The organism is Methanobacterium formicicum DSM 3637 (assembly GCF_000302455.1).
Taxonomy (GTDB): domain Archaea; phylum Methanobacteriota; class Methanobacteria; order Methanobacteriales; family Methanobacteriaceae; genus Methanobacterium; species Methanobacterium formicicum_A.
Window position 1 is genome coordinate 42,169 of the sequence record NZ_AMPO01000002.1, and the last position, 19,190, is coordinate 61,358.

The window sequence follows — 19,190 nt, forward strand, 5'->3', positions numbered from 1 at the left end:
CTTAAACCATTCACCAAAATAAGGTTCACACATGACATCACGTAAAATATTCATCATTCCTGCTGTTTTATTGCTGGTGGTGGTAGTTGCATTTTTCACCTACACTCCGGCCTCACCCACCACTGCAACTATCCCCTCAGGATATGCTGCAGTGAACAACTCCCAGTTCCAGCTGGAAACTGGCTGGTACCAGAACTTCACCACTGGCTACCAGAAATCAGCCAAACTCAACTACAATGGAACCACCCTGCCAGTTTTAATGGTGATGGTTAACCAGTTCCCGGATGAAGCCAGTTACCAGCAGGCCTACAATGGTGAAACCGAGAAAATCGCCTGGCACGTCACCTCCTCTGGAACAGAAAACAGGGAAGGAATAAGTGTTAAAACCATTCAGGTTACCCGGGATGGTGGTGGAGAAAATGTTAAATCCTACTTCTTTGAGAAAAACGGGAAATATTACCAGGTGGAAATAGATATAACCTCATCTGACACTGCACAGTTTTTCAACAGTGATAAATATCATTTGGAGGCAATGGTGAATACCATAATCAGGACTATTAATTAGTTTTTATCAGTAAAAACTGGGGTTTTTTCTTCAGGGAAAATTATAATAAAACAGAAGTAAAATAATAAAGTATTAGATTAATAAACTGGTGAATTCAGATGACTTTAGATGTTAGCGACACAGCAATGCCTGAAGAACAGGTGAGAAGTGCCGTTATTGGGGCTTTGAAGAATAGGATTATTGAAATAGATATTAAATTAGATGATCTTAACCAAAACCTGGAATATTTTCAACGTAAATATAATTTAGAAAGTGAAAATTTCTACCAACAATTTTGCAGTGGTTCTCTGGGTGATGAGATGGACTTTTTAGAATGGAAATCATCATGGGAGATCTATCAGGAACTTATATTAGAAAAAAAGGCTCTTTTAGAGGCTTTGGGATGATCGGAGCGTATTTTGAATCTTTAAAAAAACAAGCACGAAGTTTCCGATTATTAAAAGAGTTTAAACTTATCCGTGAATTTGTTGATAATAATAAAGGTTTCATTAGATTTAAAATGAATCTCGTTGATGGATCAGAAATTCATGTTTTTGAATATGTTACAATAAAACTCGAAAAACTCGATTACTCTTACCATTTGCAAGATAAAAATAAAGATTTAATAGTAAGATGGGATAATGCCCCTCATCATACAGAATTAGAAAACTATCCTCATCACTTCCATGATGGACAAAATGTAAAAGGAGTTCCAAAAAAGACTTTTCTAAATATTCTTGATGATATAAGTCAAATTTTAGAAAATCAATAATTTATTGTTCTTTTATTTACTAAATCTAAGGTTTGAAATATTTATTGATGGAAAACAATTTTTTAAGATGGAAAGTGAAATAATGAAAACCAAATCATATTCTAATTCAGATGAGAAGGAAATCCAAATTATAATGAAATTATCTGAAAAATCTTTATTTTCATTTTTAAATGGGGAACCCGATATCTATTCCATTGAGGATATTAATATTAAATTTTAACTGGATGGATTCTGACAGTTATTTTTAACTGGATTCTGGTAATTTCACAACATTCTTTTTTTCTCTTTCATAACGTTCTTTTTTTCTCCAACCATCCTGAAACCAGGTAAACCACCAAAGCAATAACCAGGGCCAACATGGTAATGTAGAAATCATCATTGGGAACCAGGTTCAGGGAAAATCCCATCCAGCTGACTGGATAGAACAGGTACATTCCATATCCCACCTGTATCAGTAGGAGGTCCAGGGCATAGTGGGTCAGGATTCCCATGGACAAAAACAGGAAGGCTGTTTTTTTCTCCCTGAAAAAGAGACTGGCAATCCCTGCAATGATGAAAGTGCCTATTGGCAGGTGGAAAACGTAGAGTAAATTCCACAAATTGTAACCAATCACATCTGAGAATACGGCAACTTTAATTGCATCCGGGAGGATGGAACCAATCATAACCAGGGCAGTGTTAGCCGGGTTAAACTCAGAATACCTGAAACGGAGCACGCGGCAGATTGTCCAGGCCACTGCCACGTGAACTATCCAGTCAGGCATATTATCGTCTCCTGAATTCACAACTTTTCCAGTCAAAAGACCAGTACCTGTGGAATATGTACAGCAGGAAAATCAGGGCCACTAATGAACGTAAGAGTACGAAAATATATTTCCAGTACTTATTCACTTCTATCCTTTCCACATTGATGATGGTGTTGTTGGGACCAAGAACACCCACCAACGACACTTTATCATCAGCACTGACTGGAGTATCGCTAATGATCTTCATGTTAACCCAGTGGCCGTAGAAGTTTTCAGTTGTCTGGAATCCTCCATTAAAGGTGGAAGTAACAGTCCCACCAATATTCACCACTTCTCCCTGGGGATAATCTGTGAGTATGGCCTCATAAGATGGGTATTTAAGGTGGTTCGGGTATTCTGAGACGTAGTATGTGCACAGCCCGGCCAGGACAATTATCAGAATGATCCCGGTTAAGATCCTTTTTATGGGTGAATCCAGTTTCACTTGAAATCAATACTCCAGTAAAAATTGATATTAACTGTTTAGTTTTATATTTAAAATTCTTTTATGTAAATAAAGATTTGTTCACATGAATATCGATACATAAAAGAAATGATTGGAAATTAAAACAAGTATCTTTATCTTTTATAATGGATGGTATCGTTTACACCGGATTTAACTTTTCAATGGGTGTTTATCTTTTAGAAGGATTGATATCTTTTAGAAGGATTGATATCATTTATATGGATTAGATTGTAATGGATTAGATTGTAATGGATTAGATTGTAATGGATTAGATTGTAATGGATTAGATTATAATGGATTAGATTATAATGGATTTTATCTGTCTTTTTTTAAAATTAGTCCCTCTAATTATTTTCAGAGGAAGGTTTAACCCTTTCTTTATACTTCTGTTCATGAATGGTTATATGGAAACTAGTTCCACTCCCATTAACCAGTTTAATCTCACCATCTAACTGTTGTACCAGTGTGTTAACCAGTTTCAGTCCCAGGCTGTTGGTGTTGTTGAAGTCCAGGTCACTGGGAAAACCTGTACCATTATCACTTACTTTTAAATGATAAACACCTGCTTCATCTGCTTCTTCAAGGGATATGTTGATCTCACCCTTATCCCGGTCACTGAAAGCGTACTTCAAACTGTTGGAGACCAGTTCATTGATTATAAGTCCCAGGGGAACTGCAGTGTCAATATTAAAGTAAACTTCTCCCACATCTACTGTGAAGTTTATTCCTGATTGGACGGTGTAACTGTGGAACAGGTTCATGGAAAGGCTCCGGATGTACTCGGCAACGTTTATACGGGCCAGGTTATCAGTCTGGTACAGTTTCTCGTGGACCAGGGCCATGCTCTTCACCCTGCCCTGGCTTTCCTGGAGGATGTTATCAGCTTCAGCATCATGAATGTGGCTGCGCTGTAAGTTCAACAAGCTGCTTATGATCTGCATGTTGTTTTTCACCCGGTGATGTATCTCCCGTAGTAACAGTTCCTTCTCATTCAATGATTGTTTAACCTTATTTTCAGCGTTCTTACGCTGAGTTATGTCCAGGAGGCTTACCACGCTATCGGTGGTACCGGGGATTACCGAGGCAGAAAGCATGATCTGTTTTTCTTCACCCCGCTTATTCAGAAGACGGAACTCATATTCAGAGGGTATACTTGTTTCCTGGTCCTCAGGGGACGTATTAGTTCCCGACTCTTCAGATAGATTTTTCCCTGGTTCCCTGCGGAGTTTATGGTACTTTTTCATTTTTTCCCGGTCATCTGGATGCACAAAGTCTATCCAGCTTAAGTTATTCTCAATCTCCTTTACATGGTAACCACTAAGGGCTTCAGAACGCTTGTTGGCCATGGTGATAATGGTGTCCTCACCTACAATGATGGTGGCAGTACCAGTATTCTCAAATATGGTCCGGTAAAATGTTTCAGATTTAGAAAGAGCTTTTTCAGCTTTCTTACGTGGGGTCTGGTCAATAACGGTACAGATCGCCCCATTAAACTTACCATCATTAAACTGGGGTATAATCCATCCGCTCTGGTATGATTTTATTCCAGTGGGACTGGTAACACTGATAGAATCATAATAAACCGGTTTTAGGGTTTCTTTAGCTTTACGATAGTACTGTTTCATCTGGCCGGTAGAGGAATCTGGCAGGTCATCCAGAATATGTAAGCCCTCCATATTCTCTGTTTTAACCCCGGACAACTTCTCCATACCATTGTTCATGAAGTAAAGCCGATCTTCACCATCAGTAACCCATATCCCCTCGTTAATACCTTCCACCAGACTTTCGTAGAATTTTTTCAGATTTTGACGTTTGAGGTTTGCTTCTTGTCTCTGCCGGTCCATCTGGTTAAGGATCTTTGCATTCCAGATAATAACCATGGTTAAAAAGGCCATGGAGATTATAATACCTAAAACATCACTAAAATGTTCACTGTATAAGTTGAACCTCTGTCCTAGGTTAATTAGGATGTCCATGAGGAATACTGCTACCAGGGTTGCTGGGAGAAGGCGCCTGGCCATGAAACCGCCACTGTTCTGGGCAGTGATCCTTCCCATATAGCTGCGGTCTGGGTAGAGGCAAAGGATGCCAATGGATAGAATGATATGTATCACTGACGAGAGAAAAGCCATCTGCACAATCAAATCCATTGTGTAAGAATTGTTGATCCCGTAAAAATAGGAAGTTAATCCCATCAATGCTAAAAAACCTGACAAAAATGCTAAAGTTTGCATGATGTTGGGTTTATACTTGTAACTGGCCATTAGAATGGCTATACCAAGTATTGTAAAATTAAAAGCACTTAATACTCTACTTTGCCCGGTTAAATTAATATTTCCAGGTAAATAACTGATTAGTAACTGTTTCATACCTAAGTTCAGGCCGGTGGCGTATTCCAGTAAGGTTAAAACACTCACAAATACAGTAACCACAGCAAGGATTCTGGAAACATTCAGGGTCCATGATTTGGATTGGTGATTTAGAAGGTATAAACAGACACCGGCAATGATGAACAGGAATGCGCTATTAATTTTGCTTCCAGGAAATCCCAGGAACTCTCCCTGGAGTAGGGGTATGTTTAAAAACCATCCTAGGGTAATAATGATTCCTAAAACAATCACTATCAATGCACAGGCTTGTGAATATATTTTAAAATTAGAAAGACGATTCAAGTATATGGATAGCTGTTTTTCATCATCTTCCAGGGGTACTTGATCTGGTTTTAGGGGTTCAAAATCATCCCTTGACTCTTGTTCCATGGGAAAAATATCCTCCAAACTATCCAGGATTTTTGATTATAAATACTACTCTTCTAGCCTTTTCATCATCGAACAATACTAAGAAAGTATGGGGTCCGGCTACCATGACCAGTCCAAATCAACTGGATATGGGGATCATTTAACACCTAATATATTAAATTATTATTTGTTAGTTGAATAATAAATATTGATAGGTTACTGGTTATTGTTTTGTCTAAATATGCGGTATAGTATGGTACAATCCCTCATTAAAAACGGTTAATAGAATTCATGAATTGGAGATTAAAATCATCTTCTTTAATGATAGCTTAAAATTCATTCATCTACCTTTATTTATCTACCCTTTATTTATCTACCTTTATCATCTACCCTTTATTCAGATGCACCTGTTTATCAGATTCATTGTTAAATCGATTTTTTCAGTAATAAACACTGTTTATGATGATAATGCATTCTTTAATGATAATATTTAGGTTTAATAATAAATACCGGGTTTAATGATAAAAATTTATAAACTTTGATCTCCAATAGTCTATATGGTGTTGATTATGGAAAAAACCTTAGAAAACCTTACCAAGGCGTTTATTGGTGAAAGTCAGGCTAGAAACCGTTACAGTTTCTACGCGAAACAGGCTACAAAGGATGGTTACCCTCAAATTTCTGAGATATTCCTGGAAACTGCTGAGAATGAACGACAACATGCTAAATGGTTATTCAAACTGATCCAGGAAGTTAAGGCTAACGTGGATCTGGAAGATGATGAAATACACGTGGAAGCTGAAGCTCCATTAACAATTGGTGGCACCGTAGAAAACCTGAAAGCCGCCATTGCAGGGGAACACTACGAAAACAGTGAAATGTACCCAGAATTTGCTAAAGTAGCTAAAGAAGAGGGGTTAAACGCTATAGCACGAAGATTAATGGCCATTGGAAAGGCAGAAGTTCACCACGAGGAAAGATACATCCAGCTCCTGGAACAGGTGGAAGCCGGTACTCTGTTTAAAAAGGAAAAAGATGTCTCATGGACCTGTCTCAAGTGTGGTTACTCTGTCACTGGAAAACAGCCACCAGAAAAGTGCCCAGCCTGTGATCATCCCACCAAGTACTTCTTCATTCGCTGTGAAGAATACTAAAACGATTCTTGAACTAATTCCTCACTGGAATTAGTCACCCCATTTTTTTTTGGGAATATTTAAATTCAGGTAATCAATTTAAAAATTCAAGTAATCAATTTAAAAAATTTGTAAAGGTTATTTAAAATTTTTTTTACATTATTTAAAATCCATAAAACAATTAAAATCCATAAAACAAAAATTGAGGGAGTAAATGACTGAAAAAGGACAAATATATCGCTGTGATATTTGTGGAAACATAGTGAATGTTTTCTGCGAGGGTGCAGGCAAACTGGTTTGTTGTGAAGTGCCCATGGAACTTTTAAATGAGAAACAGGATGCAGATGGTGCCATAAAACACCGACCAGTGATTGAAAAATCAGATGTGGGGGTTAAGGTTAAAGTGGGAGAAGTACCTCACCCCATGGAGGAAAATCACCACATAGAATGGGTGGAACTGGCCACAGCCAACCAGGTATTCATACAATTTTTAAAGCCAGGTGACCAGCCCGAGGCAGAATTCCCAGTAGATCTAGAAACCGGTCTTAAAGCCCGGAGTTACTGCAATATCCACGGATTATGGAAATCATAACTGTGGAATAATAACCATTTACTCATTTTTTCCATTTTTTTATATTTACCATTAATTCAAATCATTTATTCCAATTCATAATTCAAAACTATTAATAAGGAATTCAGTACTATTCAATTTATATTCCAGTTAATTTAGAGAATGTTTAAATCATATTCCCATTGATTGTCTCATATTCAAAATTATCTCAACTATCCGATGGGATATTTAAGATATATAAAAACTAATTATGGGATATTTAAGATACATCACAGCTAATTATGGGATACTTAAGTTATATTCCAACTAATCTATAAGACATTACAAAATTATATTCTAATGGGATATTCAAACTTTTAACAGTCAAATATTTCAAGTAATCCATACATAATAGATTTATAATTAAATTTCATGGAGTTTATAAGTAAATTTGTGGTGTAAATAAATTTAAATAATGCAGGTGTGTTATGCGTAAAATAATTCTTATCTTTGCATTGGTAATGGTAACTGTTTCCTTATCTGGATGTTTAGACACTCAGGTGGCCCAGATAGAGCAATTAACTGATACTATTAACGATCACATCATCTCTGGGGATGCTTACTTCAACCAGGCCGCTACCAGCACCAACAACTACCAGTACGAAACAGCACAGTCACAGGTGAATAACGCATCATCTGATTTTAACCTGGCACGATCATCCACCCAGGAGGCATTAATATATGCCAAAAACCTCCAGGACCAGGTTTACATCAACTACCTGCAGATAACCCTCCAGGAATTGGATGCCAAGATCAATGCCACCAATGAGCTGAAGGTAGCAATACCACTGTTCTCCAGGAATGACACCAGAACTGGTAATACACACGTTGATCTGGCCAATGGATACATGGACACCTCCCTGGAATACCAGAAACAGAGGGAGGATATAGTACAGCAGAATCCAACCAAGTTCAAATCATAAATCAGTGATGGGAATTTTAGAATATAATAATGAATTTGATAGATTGTAAATAATAGGATGAAAAGAAACTACTTGAATATTAAGAAAAATATTAGGAAATACTAAAAAATACTAGGAATACTAAAATCTAATTAATTATAATTACTTTAATTATTAAGTACGAAATTAGAATCATATTTTGCGAGAATCAATTAAATAATCTATTTTTTGAGGTTAATACTCATGAAGAAAACATGTTCATTGTGTAAAGGAAAAGGACGCAAGGTTGTAAGCTATAAAGTTTGCGAAGCTTGCCATGGTACCGGAGTCTCCGGTGAAGTAGATATAAAAGGCCATCTAAAAGGCCTGTCCGGAGGAGCAAGAGAACGCTTCCAACTGGACGAAGAACAGGAAGTACCCTGCAGTGTCTGCAGTGGTAAAGGAGAAGTTGAAGTCACCGAGGAATGCTCTGAATGTTCAGGAAAAGGAGAAATCAACCTGTGCATCAAATGCGGTAAACATATAGAAAAAGGAGACTATTGCGATGACTGTCAGGACAAATCCCTGGTCTACATACTGCACCCTGCCTCAGAAATGAGCGACCTGGAAGTGGGAGAACACTACAAGGGAAAAATCACCAGGGTAGAAGACTACGGTGTATTTGTAAGCCTATCTAAAAAACTTTACGGGCTTCTGCGTCTGAGAAACCCACCATACAGTGTGGGTGATGAATTAATAGTCCAGATCATCGAGATCAAACCCCGCAGGGGAGAAGTGGACCTGGCCCCGGCTGCCATCAAGGGAACCTACGAACTGGTGAAACTCAAAAAACAGATGCCACGCACCAAGATTGCAGATCTAAATCCCAAAATTAAGGGAAGAAATGTATCTCTGGTAGGGGAAGTGGTGCAGATCCAGCAGACCAGTGGTCCCACCATCTTCACAATCTCCGATGAAACCGGTATCACATGGGCAGCAGCCTTTGATGAACCAGGAGTAAGGGTCTACCCCAACATCAACATAGATAACATGGTGGAAGTCCTGGGTGAGGTCTCCCTCCACGGGGGTAAGATCCAGATAGAATCCGAGAGTATCGAACGCCTCCATGGATCAGAAGCAACTGAAGCCAGGCAACGCATTGATGAAGCACTGGATAAACGTGCCGAACCTGAAAATACCGAGTTAATTCAGGAAGCACCTATAATCCAGAAATTAAGACCGAGACTGGTTAAAGCAGCTAAAGCCATAAGAAGGGCAGTCATGGACGGGCGCAGCATCCTGGTACGTCACCATGCAGATGCTGATGGGATCTGTGCAGGTGTGGCAGTGGAAAAAGCAGTCATACCACTCCTCCAGGAGATCAACCCATCCAACGATGCAGAATGGCACTACTTCCGTAGGTCACCCAGTAAAGCACCATTCTATGAAATAGAAGACGTGGTGAAGGATTTAAGCTTTGCCCTGGAAGATCTGGAACGCCACGGACAGAAACTACCCCTCCTGGTACTGTTAGACAACGGTTCCACCGAGGAAGATATCCTGGCCCTTTTAAAGGTTAAAATATACGACATAGAAGTGGTGGTGGTGGACCACCACTACCCTGGAGAAGTTACCGATGGCCGAGTGGCAGTGGATGAATACGTGGATGTCCATGTGAACCCCTACCTGGAAGGGGGAGACAGCCAGGTCACAGCCGGTGCCCTGGCAGTGGAACTGGCCCAGATGATCAACCCTGATGTAAAAGACCGGCTCCTGCACCTGCCGGGTATTGCAGCAGTGGGTGACCATGCCCGCTCACCAGAAGCACAGTGGTACATTGATCTGGCAAAGGAAAAAGGATACGACCTGGAAGACCTGGACAGGATTGCCACTGCTATAGACTTTGAAGCATTTTTCCTGCGCTTCATGAATGGCCGGGGAATTATGGACACTATACTGGGACTGGGTAACAGGGAAAAACACACAAAACTGGTGGATGCGCTCTACAAAGAGTCACAAAGGCGTGTGGAATGGCAACTGGCAGCAGCCCTGCCCAACCTCAAAACCCAGACCTTCCCCAATGGAATCATCTTCAGTGTCCTGGATGTGGAGAAGTTCGCCCATAAATTCACCTACCCTGCCCCGGGAAAGACCTGTGGCTTCGTGCATGACTCCATGGTCCAGAAGTACGGTGAGGAAACACCAATTATCACCCTGGCCTACGGACCTGACTTTGGAGTTATAAGGGCCACCGATGCAGTTAACGAGATATTTGGATTCAACCTCAATACCATAATCCAGGAGCTTCTAGGTGAAATTCCAGAAGCAGGTATTGATGGTGGTGGCCATGAATGTGCCGGTAGTCTAAAATTCGTGGAAGGACTATCCAAAAAGGTCCTGCAGAGCTTTGCAGGAAAAGTTGCCGGCTTAAAAGCAGCATAATCGCCCCTATTTTTAGGGGATTTTTTTATTTCTTACCCCTTTTTAATTAAACAGTTTATTAAATATTTTTTTAGTGATAAAATAATTTTTCAGCTATTGAAATACTTCTTTTAGTTATAAAAATAGTTTTTTTTAGTTATAAAACACTGCTTAACTAATTTCTAACCTTTGCTATATTTTAATCTGCAGAAAACTGATGAATACTATCAGATCCACTCACCATCCACCAGGATATCCATTTGTAGGCGGTTTTGGTTACGTGAAAAATACAGTATATAGCTGTAGCCATAGATTATGCAGAATATTAAGGGGATGATCACCACTATCTCAAATAATCCATAGACCATGGAAATGTGGACCAGGATTAACAGCGTGGAATTGAGAACCAGGAGAAGTTTTATGGTGTGTAATTTACCCACAACCACAGGTATGGTCCGAGTTCCAGTTTCCCTATCTCCCTCCACGTCCATTATATCAAAGAGTACGGTGTTAATGAAACTTTTTATGAAGAATAAATAAAATATCAGCAGCATAACCAGTATATTGATATTATAACCTACTATGGGGAGGAATGTGTTACCCACAGTCCAGCTCAGGGCAACAACCAGACTTTTAACTGCAAAGATGTCCTTTAGCCTGGGAATTCTGGGGGTAAGTTTTACACTGTATATTACTCCAGCCAGTAATGGGAAAAGGAGTATTAAAAGTACCTGCCATCCATACAGTAATCCTATAATCACCGCCAGGGCATAGGCTGAAACAGTGGTGCATTTGAACAGTTTTTCATGGCCGGAGATGAGGTCTGATCGTTCCGGTGTATTTAGCTGGTCTTCTTCGGTGTCAGTTATCTTGTTTATACTGTAAACTGAGTAGATCACCAGAAAAGTAGACAGTATTAGAGAATAAGATGGGGGATTATCGTATAAATAAAAAGAAAAAAAGTTTTTAAACAGCCATTGAGGGCTATAAAAACTGAGCTCGATGTTAATATTACAAAGAAACGTTTTATTCGAAAAAAACGTTTGAAAAATTCAAAGTTCGAGTTTCTGAGCCTGGTCCCTATAATATTCAAATAGCTGGTTACCCCAGGTAACTGCGCCATGATCATCACTTATCAGATCTCTGGTGTTATCATAATTTCCATTTTCATGGAATAAACCCAGTGATAAATATTTATTGGTAACAGTGAACGCAATTTTCACATCGGGTATAACCCAGAATTTGACCTTATCCTGCGACATAAAATTCCGGAGGTACTCTAAATTCTCACTATCAATACCTTCCATGGTCTGGTCGACTATATCCTGGGTCAGGATGAGTTCTACATTTATACCATGCTCAATTACTAATTTTTTGTAAATATCAATGTAATCGAAACGGAAAATAGGTGAAACACCTTTAATATATTCTGCTCCCGATATTATCTTCTGGTAAGTTTCATGTGGTTTGAAAATTTCCTCAGACTCTGATTCAATCAGTATGGAGTTGTGGAGATCCCCTATATTCTTTATTAATTCCGGGGGAATGCAGCTCAGGTCATGTTTAATCCACAGTTTCTGAAATTTACTAATAGCAGCATTGGTTTTTATGTTTTCAATGAGGTTGGTGGTAATGATAGTACCAAGTGAAGTCAAGGCGTATTTTTCTTCTTTCTTGGTGGTTATTTTCCTTTTTTCCAGTTCACTGAGGTTATGGGATAAAGTGGAACTGCTGATTCCAGTCTTTTTTTTCAGTTCGCTCATGTTTTGGAGACCTTCACTGAGACAGATTAAAATAGTAACTCTAACTGAAGAACTGGATGTGTATCGCATGAGGTCTTTTGTTTCGGAATAGATATCAAGATAATTAACATTAATATTAACTGCCCCCGATTTTTTTTGTTATTATTACAAATTACTTATGAATACAAAATACTTGTATTTACAGATATTTGTATTCTAAATACTGTATCCTAATTTATAATGGTCATATAAAAATGTTAATATTCACTAATATTTTTATGGGTAAGTACTAAATAAATTACATTTTACCCATGTAAATCCCATTTAAAATTAATAATATGAATTTTAGCTTATCTTCCACTTAATTGGGGGTTATTTTAAAAATTGTATGGTTAAATTGACTTTAATTCTTTATTTAAAATAGTATTGATGTTTAATTCGACTATGGGTGATTAAATTTTCTTATTTTATTATTCCTTTAGTACATTTAATTTATTCTTGTATCTTATCAATTCTTGTATCTTATCATTTATCATTTTTTATCAATTCCCTTTATTCCTTCCCTTTTTCAATTCCCCTTATTAATTCTCCTCATCATTTCTCTCCTTATTCTCCTTCATCAATTCCTCTTATTCCTCCCTTTATTTATTCATCCTGTTCTTCCAGTTCCTGGTAATAGTCACACAGTTCCTGTAGGGGACATTCCTCGTGTCTAGGAGACTGGGGTCGGCAGATGGTCTGTCCGAACTGGACCATCAAATCATTTAATTCAATCCAGTACTCCCTGGGAACTATTTTTTCAAGTTCTGCTTCAGTTTCTTCAGGGGTTTTGGTGTTAACCAGGCCCAGTCTGTTACTTATACGGTGTACGTGCACATCCACTGGAATTGCTGGTATTTGGAAACCGTAAACCAGCACGCAGTTGGCTGTTTTGCGCCCCACACCGGGTAATTCCAGGAGGTTTTTCATATCATCCGGGACCTGACCTTTGAATTTATCAAGGAGCTTGCGGGAAACTTCCACAATACGCTGGGCCTTAACATGGTAGAAACCTGCTGGACGGATCAGTGGCTCCAGGAGAGTTGGATCTGCCTCAGCAATCTCATTAATGGTGTGGTATTTGGAAAAAAGTTGTGCCGAGGCCCGGTCTGTATTATCATCCCGTGTTCTCTGGGATAATATGGTCCTGATCAGGACCCGGTAAGGGTCTCCATCTTCAAACACCCGTAGATCATACTGCTGCTGAAGACGTTCCATAATTAAATCCACACGTTCATCTAAATCCATAAATGGTTCCCTTCTGGTGTTTAACAATTGTTAATGATGATATTAGAATAAATAGATTTTTTTTAATGGGTAAATTGACAAAATAATTATTTATTGGATTTAACCAGTTCTAGAAGAGTTTCTACTCCTTCCATTATTCCCTCTCCTTCCTGGGCAATGGTGGGAATTACAGGGGCTTCAGAATCTATCTCCAAATTACCTGGTTTTAGGTCCTGTTTATTGGCGAAAACAACGTAAGGAACCTGGAAACCGTTCAAACGTTCGAGTATTTCCTGATCAGTGGATGTGATCCCGTTACTGTTGTCCACTACTAATATTGCTCCGTCTAAACCCTCTGAGAGGATCCTGCGCATGAAGCGGAAGCGTTCCTGACCAGGGGTTCCGAAGAAGTGCACTTTTTCACCATTTATCATGGTGTTACCATAGTCCAGAGCAGTGGTGGTTCCATTGTATTCAACTTTGGCCCTGTTGTTACAGATATGTTCTAAAGTAGTGGTTTTCCCAGAGTTATAGGTGCCCAGAACCACGATTTTGGTTTCCTTGTTGTGTTTCATTTTAACCGCCTGCAAAAAATATTTCCAGTTTGCATGAATATTCAAAATCTTTTTCATTTATCAGTGCATAATACCTATCCCTTACACGTATCATTCTATTATCTTATTTAATAAGTATCTTTTAATAAACTATTCCATTATCTACTCTGGTTATTCCTATCTTATGCACTGGTAATTTCTATTTTAAAAATTGAAAAAGAGTAACGGTTTTAGATGATTTTGATGGGGCATCCCAAACCTTCCATTACCTGGGGGAAGTTGGGGAAAGATACTCTGTGAGCAGCTGCACCTTTGATGTGCACTCCTCCAGTAAGGAGTCCTACCAGTGTGAGGGCCATAACCAGACGATGATCATCGTGGCTTTTGACCACACCACCATGTGCTCCTCCCTTAATAATGAGACCATCCTGCTCTTCAGTCACATCTACTCCCAGTTTGGTTAATTCAAGGGCCATGGTATGCACACGGTCAGTTTCCTTAAACCGGGCGTGTTCCACTCCGGTTATATGTGATGTTCCCTGGGCCACTGCAGCCAGGGCAGCTACTGTAGGCAGGAGATCCGGTGAATTTTCCAGGTTAACATTTATTCCATTAAGATCACAGGTTGATTTAGTGGTTTTTGTCTGATCATCACTGGATGATAACTTAGCATTGGATGATAGTTTATCACTGGATAATGACTCAGCATTGGATAATATTTTGTCACTGGTTAATGACTCATTGTTGGATAATGGTTTATCACTGGATGATAATGTTCCTTTCACTGTAACCTGGTCTTCCTTAATAATGATTCTGGCTCCCATTTCTTGGAGAATATCCAGTATTATCTTATCGCCCTGCTTGGATTCAGAGAAGAGGTTTTGAACAGTTACTTCTCCATCCAGTATTGCAGCAGCACTTAAAAGGTATGATGCTGAGGAGTAATCTCCTTCAATGGTGTAATCCCTGGCGTTGTATGTTTGTTTATCAAGGTGGAACTTGTTTCCGGGGTCCTGCTGGCAGTGCACCCCGAACTTTTCCATGATATCCAGGGTCATCTCCACGTAGGGTTTGCTCTTAAATTCTCCCACTACCGAGAGGTCCACCGAGTTCTGGGCGTAAGGTGCTGAAAGGAGGATTGAGGAGATGTATTGTGAACTCACATCACCCTTAATCTGGGTTTTTCCTCCATAAAATCCATTTTTTATAACCATGGGTGGTAATCCATTTTCTTGGGTGGAATAGGCTTTCACTCCCAGTGTCTTCAGGGAGTTCAGGAGGTCCTGCATGGGTCGCCCGCGCAGGGAATCATCACCAGTGAGCACGGTACATCCTGGGGCCAAGCTGGCCATGGTGGTGAGAAAACGGAGGGTTGTGCCACTATTTTTAAGGTCCAAAACATTTTGGGGTGTTTTAAGGTCTCCTCCTGTTCCCGTAACAGTGCACAGGTCATCTTGAATTTCAATTTCGCATCCCATGGCCTGGCAGGCTTCCAAGGTGGCCAGGGTATCTGCAGAGTAGAGGGGATCTCTTAAGCAAGATTCTCCTTCAGCCAGACATGCCACTAATAAAGCACGGTGAGTGTAACTTTTGGATGGTGGAGCTTTAACCACTCCTTTTATTTTGCTGGCCTTTTCTACCTTTAATTCCACCTTTATCACCTAATTTCTTTAGTACCTATTTTTAGTACCTATTTTTAGTACCTATTTTTAGTACCTAGTTTTAGTACCTAGTTTTAGTACCTAGTTTTAGTACCTAGTTTTAGTACCTAGTTTTAGTACCTAGTTTTAGTACCTAATTTTAGTGCTTAGTATCTTCAGTTGATTCCTCAGATCACCAGTTCTATGACCAGGTCCAGTTCTTCCATCAGGATTAACTCAACTTTCTCCCCGGTGCGACCTACCAGTTCTTTGGTGGTGGAAATATGGTCTGCAGTGATCTGGGATCCTTCAATATCAATGAAACCATCCTTTTCCATGTTTTTGGCTATTTCCTGTGGTTCACTGGATTTTAGGTATTTCACAATAACTGGGGCCTGTCCCTTGAACTCCGGTCCAATCTTATCCATACGGGGAGTAACTTCCACCACTATCTCCCGCACGTCGGGTTTATCCGTGGTTACTGCTAACTCTTTAACACGCATCGTGCCCTGGATATCTTCCTTGAGTGTTGAAACCTGTTTGTAGATTGCCTGGGAACTGGTGTGGATGGTTGCACCCTTCAGTGGGGTGTTAAGGGGCATTTTCTTGCTGGCTTTAAACCTTCTTAACTCACCAATAACTTCTGCTCCCAACTGACCCAGTTCATCCGCTGCAGGATCAAGCAGTTCTTCCACTACTTCTGGCCATTTTTCCTGATGAATACTCTTGAATCCCTTAGTTTGGTATTTTAAATCATCATTCAACTCAATTTCCTTCAAATCATTCTCCTTCAATCCCATTTCCTCTTCTTCACTACTGCCATATTCCAGGTAGTAATGGATCTCCTCAGTGAAGTGGGGGGTGAAAGGGGCCAGAAGTTTTAAAGAGGTTTTAATAACTGTGTTCAGGGTGTAAAGTGCGGCTTGTTTTGAGTCGCCCTCATCATCTGTGTAAAGTCGGTACTTAACTGCCTCAATGTAATCGTCACAGAAGTCATGCCACACGTAGGCCTGGATACTGTTACGGGCTTGGGCAAAGTTGTACTCTTCCATGGCCTGGGTAACTTCCCCTACCAGCTGGTTTAAACCAGAGAGTATCCACTTATCCAGTGGCTTAAGGGTGGTTTTAATATCTTCCATCTTTGCAGTGTCTTCACTGTAACCTTCCAGGTGCATGTTCACGAATCGGAAGGCATTCCAGAATTTCCTCAGGAATTTGTATCCGTGCTGAACATCCTTCCAGGCGAAGGGCACATCTGATCCTGGTACACTGTTGGCAGCCCAAAGGCGCAGGGCATCGGCACCGTACTCTGTCACCACATCCTCGGGGGCAATGACGTTACCAAGAGATTTACTCATTTTATGCCCATCTTCACCGAAGACCATACCATTTACCACCACATTCTTGAAGGGTGCTTCTCCAGTGAGGGCTAAGGTTCGGAGGATGGTGTAAAATGCCCAGGTACGTATGATGTCGTGTCCCTGCTGGCGGATGGTGGCAGGGAACAGGTCCTTATATTCTGGGGATGGCCAGCCAGCAATCACCAGTGGAGTGATGGAACTGTCCATCCAGGTGTCCAGAACATCCTCCTCTGGGATGAATTCAGTACTTCCACACTTGCAGGGCTTTGAAGGTTGTGTCTGGGTGGGGTCTATTGGTACTTCCTCTTCAGAGGGTAGCATGACCTCTCCACAGCTCTTACAGTACCATACTGGTATTGGTGTGGCGAATATCCTCTGCCTGCTTATGCACCAGTCCCAGTCCATGTTACCGGTCCAGTTTAAAAGACGGGTTTTCATGTGCTCTGGCATCCAGTTCATGTTCTCCGCAGCTTCCTCCACCCTGGAGTTTAACTCTTTAACTGCCACGAACCACTGTTTTTTTACCAGGATCTCTATGGGTGTTTTGCATCTCCAGCACTGTCCCACATTCTGGTCCACTTTCTCTTTACGGGTGAGGAACCCTTCCTTATCCAGGTCTTCCACTATTGTTTCTTTACATTCTGCGAGCGTGAGTCCTGCGTATTTACCACAAACATCCTGCATTATTCCCTGTTCATTTATGGCCTCGATGATGTCCAGGTTGTAACGGTTAACCCACATTACATCGGTTTTATCCCCGAAGGTACAGATCATAACTGCTCCGGTACCGAATTCTGGGTCCACCTCTTCATCAGTGATGATCTCCACTTCCCGGTCAAACAGTGGTACCTTAACCTTCTTACCGGTGAGGTGCTGGTAGCGTTCATCTTCTGGATGTACCACCACTGCCACACATGCTGCCAGTAATTCTGGCCGGGTGGTGGCGATGGGCACACCAGATTCTTCGGTGCTTGAAGGAAATTCAAGGTAGTTGAGGAAGGTTTCGTTTTCTGTGTACTCAACTTCGGCAAAAGCGATGGCGGTTTCACAGCGGGGGCACCAGTTCACCGGGTGCACTGCCCTGTAGATGAGGCCCTCGTGGTACATTTTCAGGAAACTGAGCTGGGTCTTCTCCTTGTACTCAGGGGTCATGGTTACGAATTCTCGTTCCCAGTCCTGGGAGTATCCCATTCGTTGCATCTGGGTTTTCATACCATGGATGTTCCCTTTGGTGAGTTCAATGCACATCTGTCGGAACTCTTCCCTTGGCACGTCGTTCTTTTTAATGCCGTGAGTTTCTTCAACTTTAACCTCTGTGGGCAGTCCATGGCAGTCCCATCCCTGGGGGAACAACACTGAATATCCCTGCATACGTTTCCATCGGGCTAATAAATCCATGTATAACCAGTTTAGAACGTGTCCTATGTGGATGGATCCAGTAGGGTATGGTGGTGGTGTGTCTATTATGTAGCGGGGACGTTTTTCATCCTGGTTGAACTGGTACAGCTTCATTTTCTGCCAGGTAGCCTGCCAGTTTATTTCATTCTCGTGATTGTAGTCCTTGGGAACCTCAACTTTATTCATCTTAGGTCTCCTATTAATGATAACTCATTTGTAAACTCTAAAATCAGCCAAATTAATAGCTAAATTAATACAAATTAATATATATGCCTTCAAGTTAAGTATTTCTATAGTTTATTAAACTAATGGATATATTTTTAACTAAGGAATATAATTTTTATTCAATGGATATAATTTAATTTATAGCATTTAATTTATAGCTTATATTATAGCTACATGATATAAAATTACGTTGGATATACAATATATAATTAAAAAATTCAATATATTGGATAATTAAAAAATTGGAAAAATAAGTTATCGTATTTAATAAGTGGAAAATACCGGTGAACGAATTATGGAAATGTTGTGGTTTTACATTGCAGTTATCCTGGCTATAAGTGATGAAGTGCACAGTCAGATCTTCTGGAAAGTGTTCTTTGATTTTTACGTCTTACTGGCAGGAATGATTCAGAAAATAGTGGGTTCCACCATCCGAATGTGGATGTTTCACGAAGTTCTGGAGGCCATCTTCCACTTCGTACTGTTATCTTTACTATTTTTCTCCCTGGAAATAGGATTACTGGCAGCGTTAATTCACCTGGTCATTGACCTTTACCACGAAGCAGCTGGACTGGAGATGACCTGGTTACAGCACCGTGCACTTCACTTCACTGTGGAATCACTGTTCTTCATCATGCTCCTGGGTATATGAAC

The 19,190-nt window shown here is 40.3% G+C and carries 19 protein-coding genes; 10 read left to right on the top strand and 9 right to left on the bottom strand.

What is annotated here, in order from left to right; translation table 11 throughout:
• Positions 1-31 precede the first annotated feature (31 nt).
• The 4 genes from A994_RS02875 (at position 32) to A994_RS13235 (ending at position 1,536) form a co-directional block, all read left to right on the top strand.
• Positions 32-565 (top strand): hypothetical protein, encoded by a 534-nt coding sequence (locus A994_RS02875; protein WP_004029769.1) that lies wholly within the window; start codon positions 32-34, stop codon positions 563-565.
• Positions 566-663: 98 nt separating this feature from the next.
• Positions 664-951, top strand: a complete 288-nt coding sequence (locus tag A994_RS02880) for a hypothetical protein (RefSeq protein ID WP_004029770.1) — start codon at positions 664-666, stop codon at positions 949-951.
• Positions 948-1,316 (top strand): toxin-antitoxin system TumE family protein, encoded by a 369-nt coding sequence (locus A994_RS02885; protein ID WP_004029771.1) that lies wholly within the window; start codon positions 948-950, stop codon positions 1,314-1,316. Before A994_RS02880 ends, A994_RS02885 begins: the two co-directional genes overlap by 4 nt.
• A 67-nt stretch (positions 1,317-1,383) precedes the next feature.
• Positions 1,384-1,536 carry a hypothetical protein gene (locus tag A994_RS13235; RefSeq protein ID WP_237739689.1) on the top strand — a complete coding sequence of 51 codons (153 nt, stop codon included), beginning with the start codon at positions 1,384-1,386 and terminating at the stop codon, positions 1,534-1,536.
• A 67-nt stretch (positions 1,537-1,603) separates the two neighbouring features.
• On the opposite strand, the gene A994_RS02890 is transcribed toward A994_RS13235, so the two are convergent.
• From A994_RS02890 to A994_RS02900, 3 genes are all read right to left on the bottom strand, one after another.
• The gene (locus tag A994_RS02890; protein ID WP_237739690.1) at positions 1,604-2,116 is read right to left on the bottom strand and encodes a metal-dependent hydrolase; all 513 of its coding nucleotides are present in this window, start codon (positions 2,114-2,116) and stop codon (positions 1,604-1,606) included.
• The gene (locus A994_RS02895) at positions 2,082-2,546 is read right to left on the bottom strand and encodes a hypothetical protein (protein ID WP_004029773.1); all 465 of its coding nucleotides are present in this window, start codon (positions 2,544-2,546) and stop codon (positions 2,082-2,084) included. Before A994_RS02895 ends, A994_RS02890 begins: the two co-directional genes overlap by 35 nt.
• Positions 2,547-2,911: 365 nt before the next feature.
• Positions 2,912-5,326 (bottom strand): PAS domain S-box protein, encoded by a 2,415-nt coding sequence (locus A994_RS02900; protein WP_004029774.1) that lies wholly within the window; start codon positions 5,324-5,326, stop codon positions 2,912-2,914.
• On the opposite strand from A994_RS02900, the gene A994_RS13240 reads away from it, so the two are divergent.
• The 5 genes from A994_RS13240 (at position 5,311) to A994_RS02920 (ending at position 10,371) form a co-directional block, all read left to right on the top strand.
• Complete coding sequence (locus tag A994_RS13240) at positions 5,311-5,469, top strand: hypothetical protein (protein ID WP_157787251.1); 159 nt, start codon at positions 5,311-5,313, stop codon at positions 5,467-5,469. The genes A994_RS02900 and A994_RS13240 overlap by 16 nt on opposite strands.
• A gap of 405 nt (positions 5,470-5,874) precedes the next feature.
• Positions 5,875-6,459: a rubrerythrin gene (gene rbr / locus A994_RS02905; protein ID WP_004029775.1), complete on the top strand. Its 585-nt coding sequence runs from the start codon at positions 5,875-5,877 to the stop codon at positions 6,457-6,459.
• A 193-nt stretch (positions 6,460-6,652) separates the two neighbouring features.
• Positions 6,653-7,030, top strand: a complete 378-nt coding sequence (locus tag A994_RS02910; protein WP_004029776.1) for a desulfoferrodoxin — start codon at positions 6,653-6,655, stop codon at positions 7,028-7,030.
• A 446-nt stretch (positions 7,031-7,476) separates the two neighbouring features.
• Positions 7,477-7,971: a hypothetical protein gene (locus tag A994_RS02915; RefSeq protein ID WP_004029777.1), complete on the top strand. Its 495-nt coding sequence runs from the start codon at positions 7,477-7,479 to the stop codon at positions 7,969-7,971.
• Between the two features lie 222 nt (positions 7,972-8,193).
• Complete coding sequence (locus A994_RS02920; RefSeq protein ID WP_004029778.1) at positions 8,194-10,371, top strand: DHH family phosphoesterase; 2,178 nt, start codon at positions 8,194-8,196, stop codon at positions 10,369-10,371.
• 206 nt (positions 10,372-10,577) lie between these two features.
• Here the strand turns inward: A994_RS02920 and A994_RS02925 are convergent, their stop codons facing one another.
• From A994_RS02925 to A994_RS02950, 6 genes are all read right to left on the bottom strand, one after another.
• Positions 10,578-11,249: a UbiA family prenyltransferase gene (locus tag A994_RS02925; RefSeq protein WP_004029779.1), complete on the bottom strand. Its 672-nt coding sequence runs from the start codon at positions 11,247-11,249 to the stop codon at positions 10,578-10,580.
• Between the two features lie 153 nt (positions 11,250-11,402).
• Positions 11,403-12,182, bottom strand: a complete 780-nt coding sequence (locus tag A994_RS02930; RefSeq protein WP_048204041.1) for a helix-turn-helix transcriptional regulator — start codon at positions 12,180-12,182, stop codon at positions 11,403-11,405.
• Between the two features lie 555 nt (positions 12,183-12,737).
• On the bottom strand, positions 12,738-13,379 hold the full coding sequence (locus tag A994_RS02935) for an endonuclease III domain-containing protein (protein WP_004029781.1): 642 nt from the start codon (positions 13,377-13,379) through the stop codon (positions 12,738-12,740).
• An 86-nt stretch (positions 13,380-13,465) separates the two neighbouring features.
• On the bottom strand, positions 13,466-13,933 hold the full coding sequence (locus A994_RS02940; RefSeq protein ID WP_048204042.1) for a GTP-binding protein: 468 nt from the start codon (positions 13,931-13,933) through the stop codon (positions 13,466-13,468).
• 209 nt (positions 13,934-14,142) lie between these two features.
• Positions 14,143-15,564: a 3-phosphoshikimate 1-carboxyvinyltransferase gene (aroA, locus tag A994_RS02945; protein ID WP_004029783.1), complete on the bottom strand. Its 1,422-nt coding sequence runs from the start codon at positions 15,562-15,564 to the stop codon at positions 14,143-14,145.
• A gap of 176 nt (positions 15,565-15,740) precedes the next feature.
• Positions 15,741-18,497 carry a valine--tRNA ligase gene (locus A994_RS02950; protein ID WP_004029784.1) on the bottom strand — a complete coding sequence of 919 codons (2,757 nt, stop codon included), beginning with the start codon at positions 18,495-18,497 and terminating at the stop codon, positions 15,741-15,743.
• Between the two features lie 334 nt (positions 18,498-18,831).
• Here A994_RS02950 and A994_RS02955 point away from each other — a divergent pair, with 334 nt between their 5' ends.
• On the top strand, positions 18,832-19,188 hold the full coding sequence (locus tag A994_RS02955) for a hypothetical protein (protein ID WP_004029785.1): 357 nt from the start codon (positions 18,832-18,834) through the stop codon (positions 19,186-19,188).
• Positions 19,189-19,190: the final 2 nt, after the last annotated feature.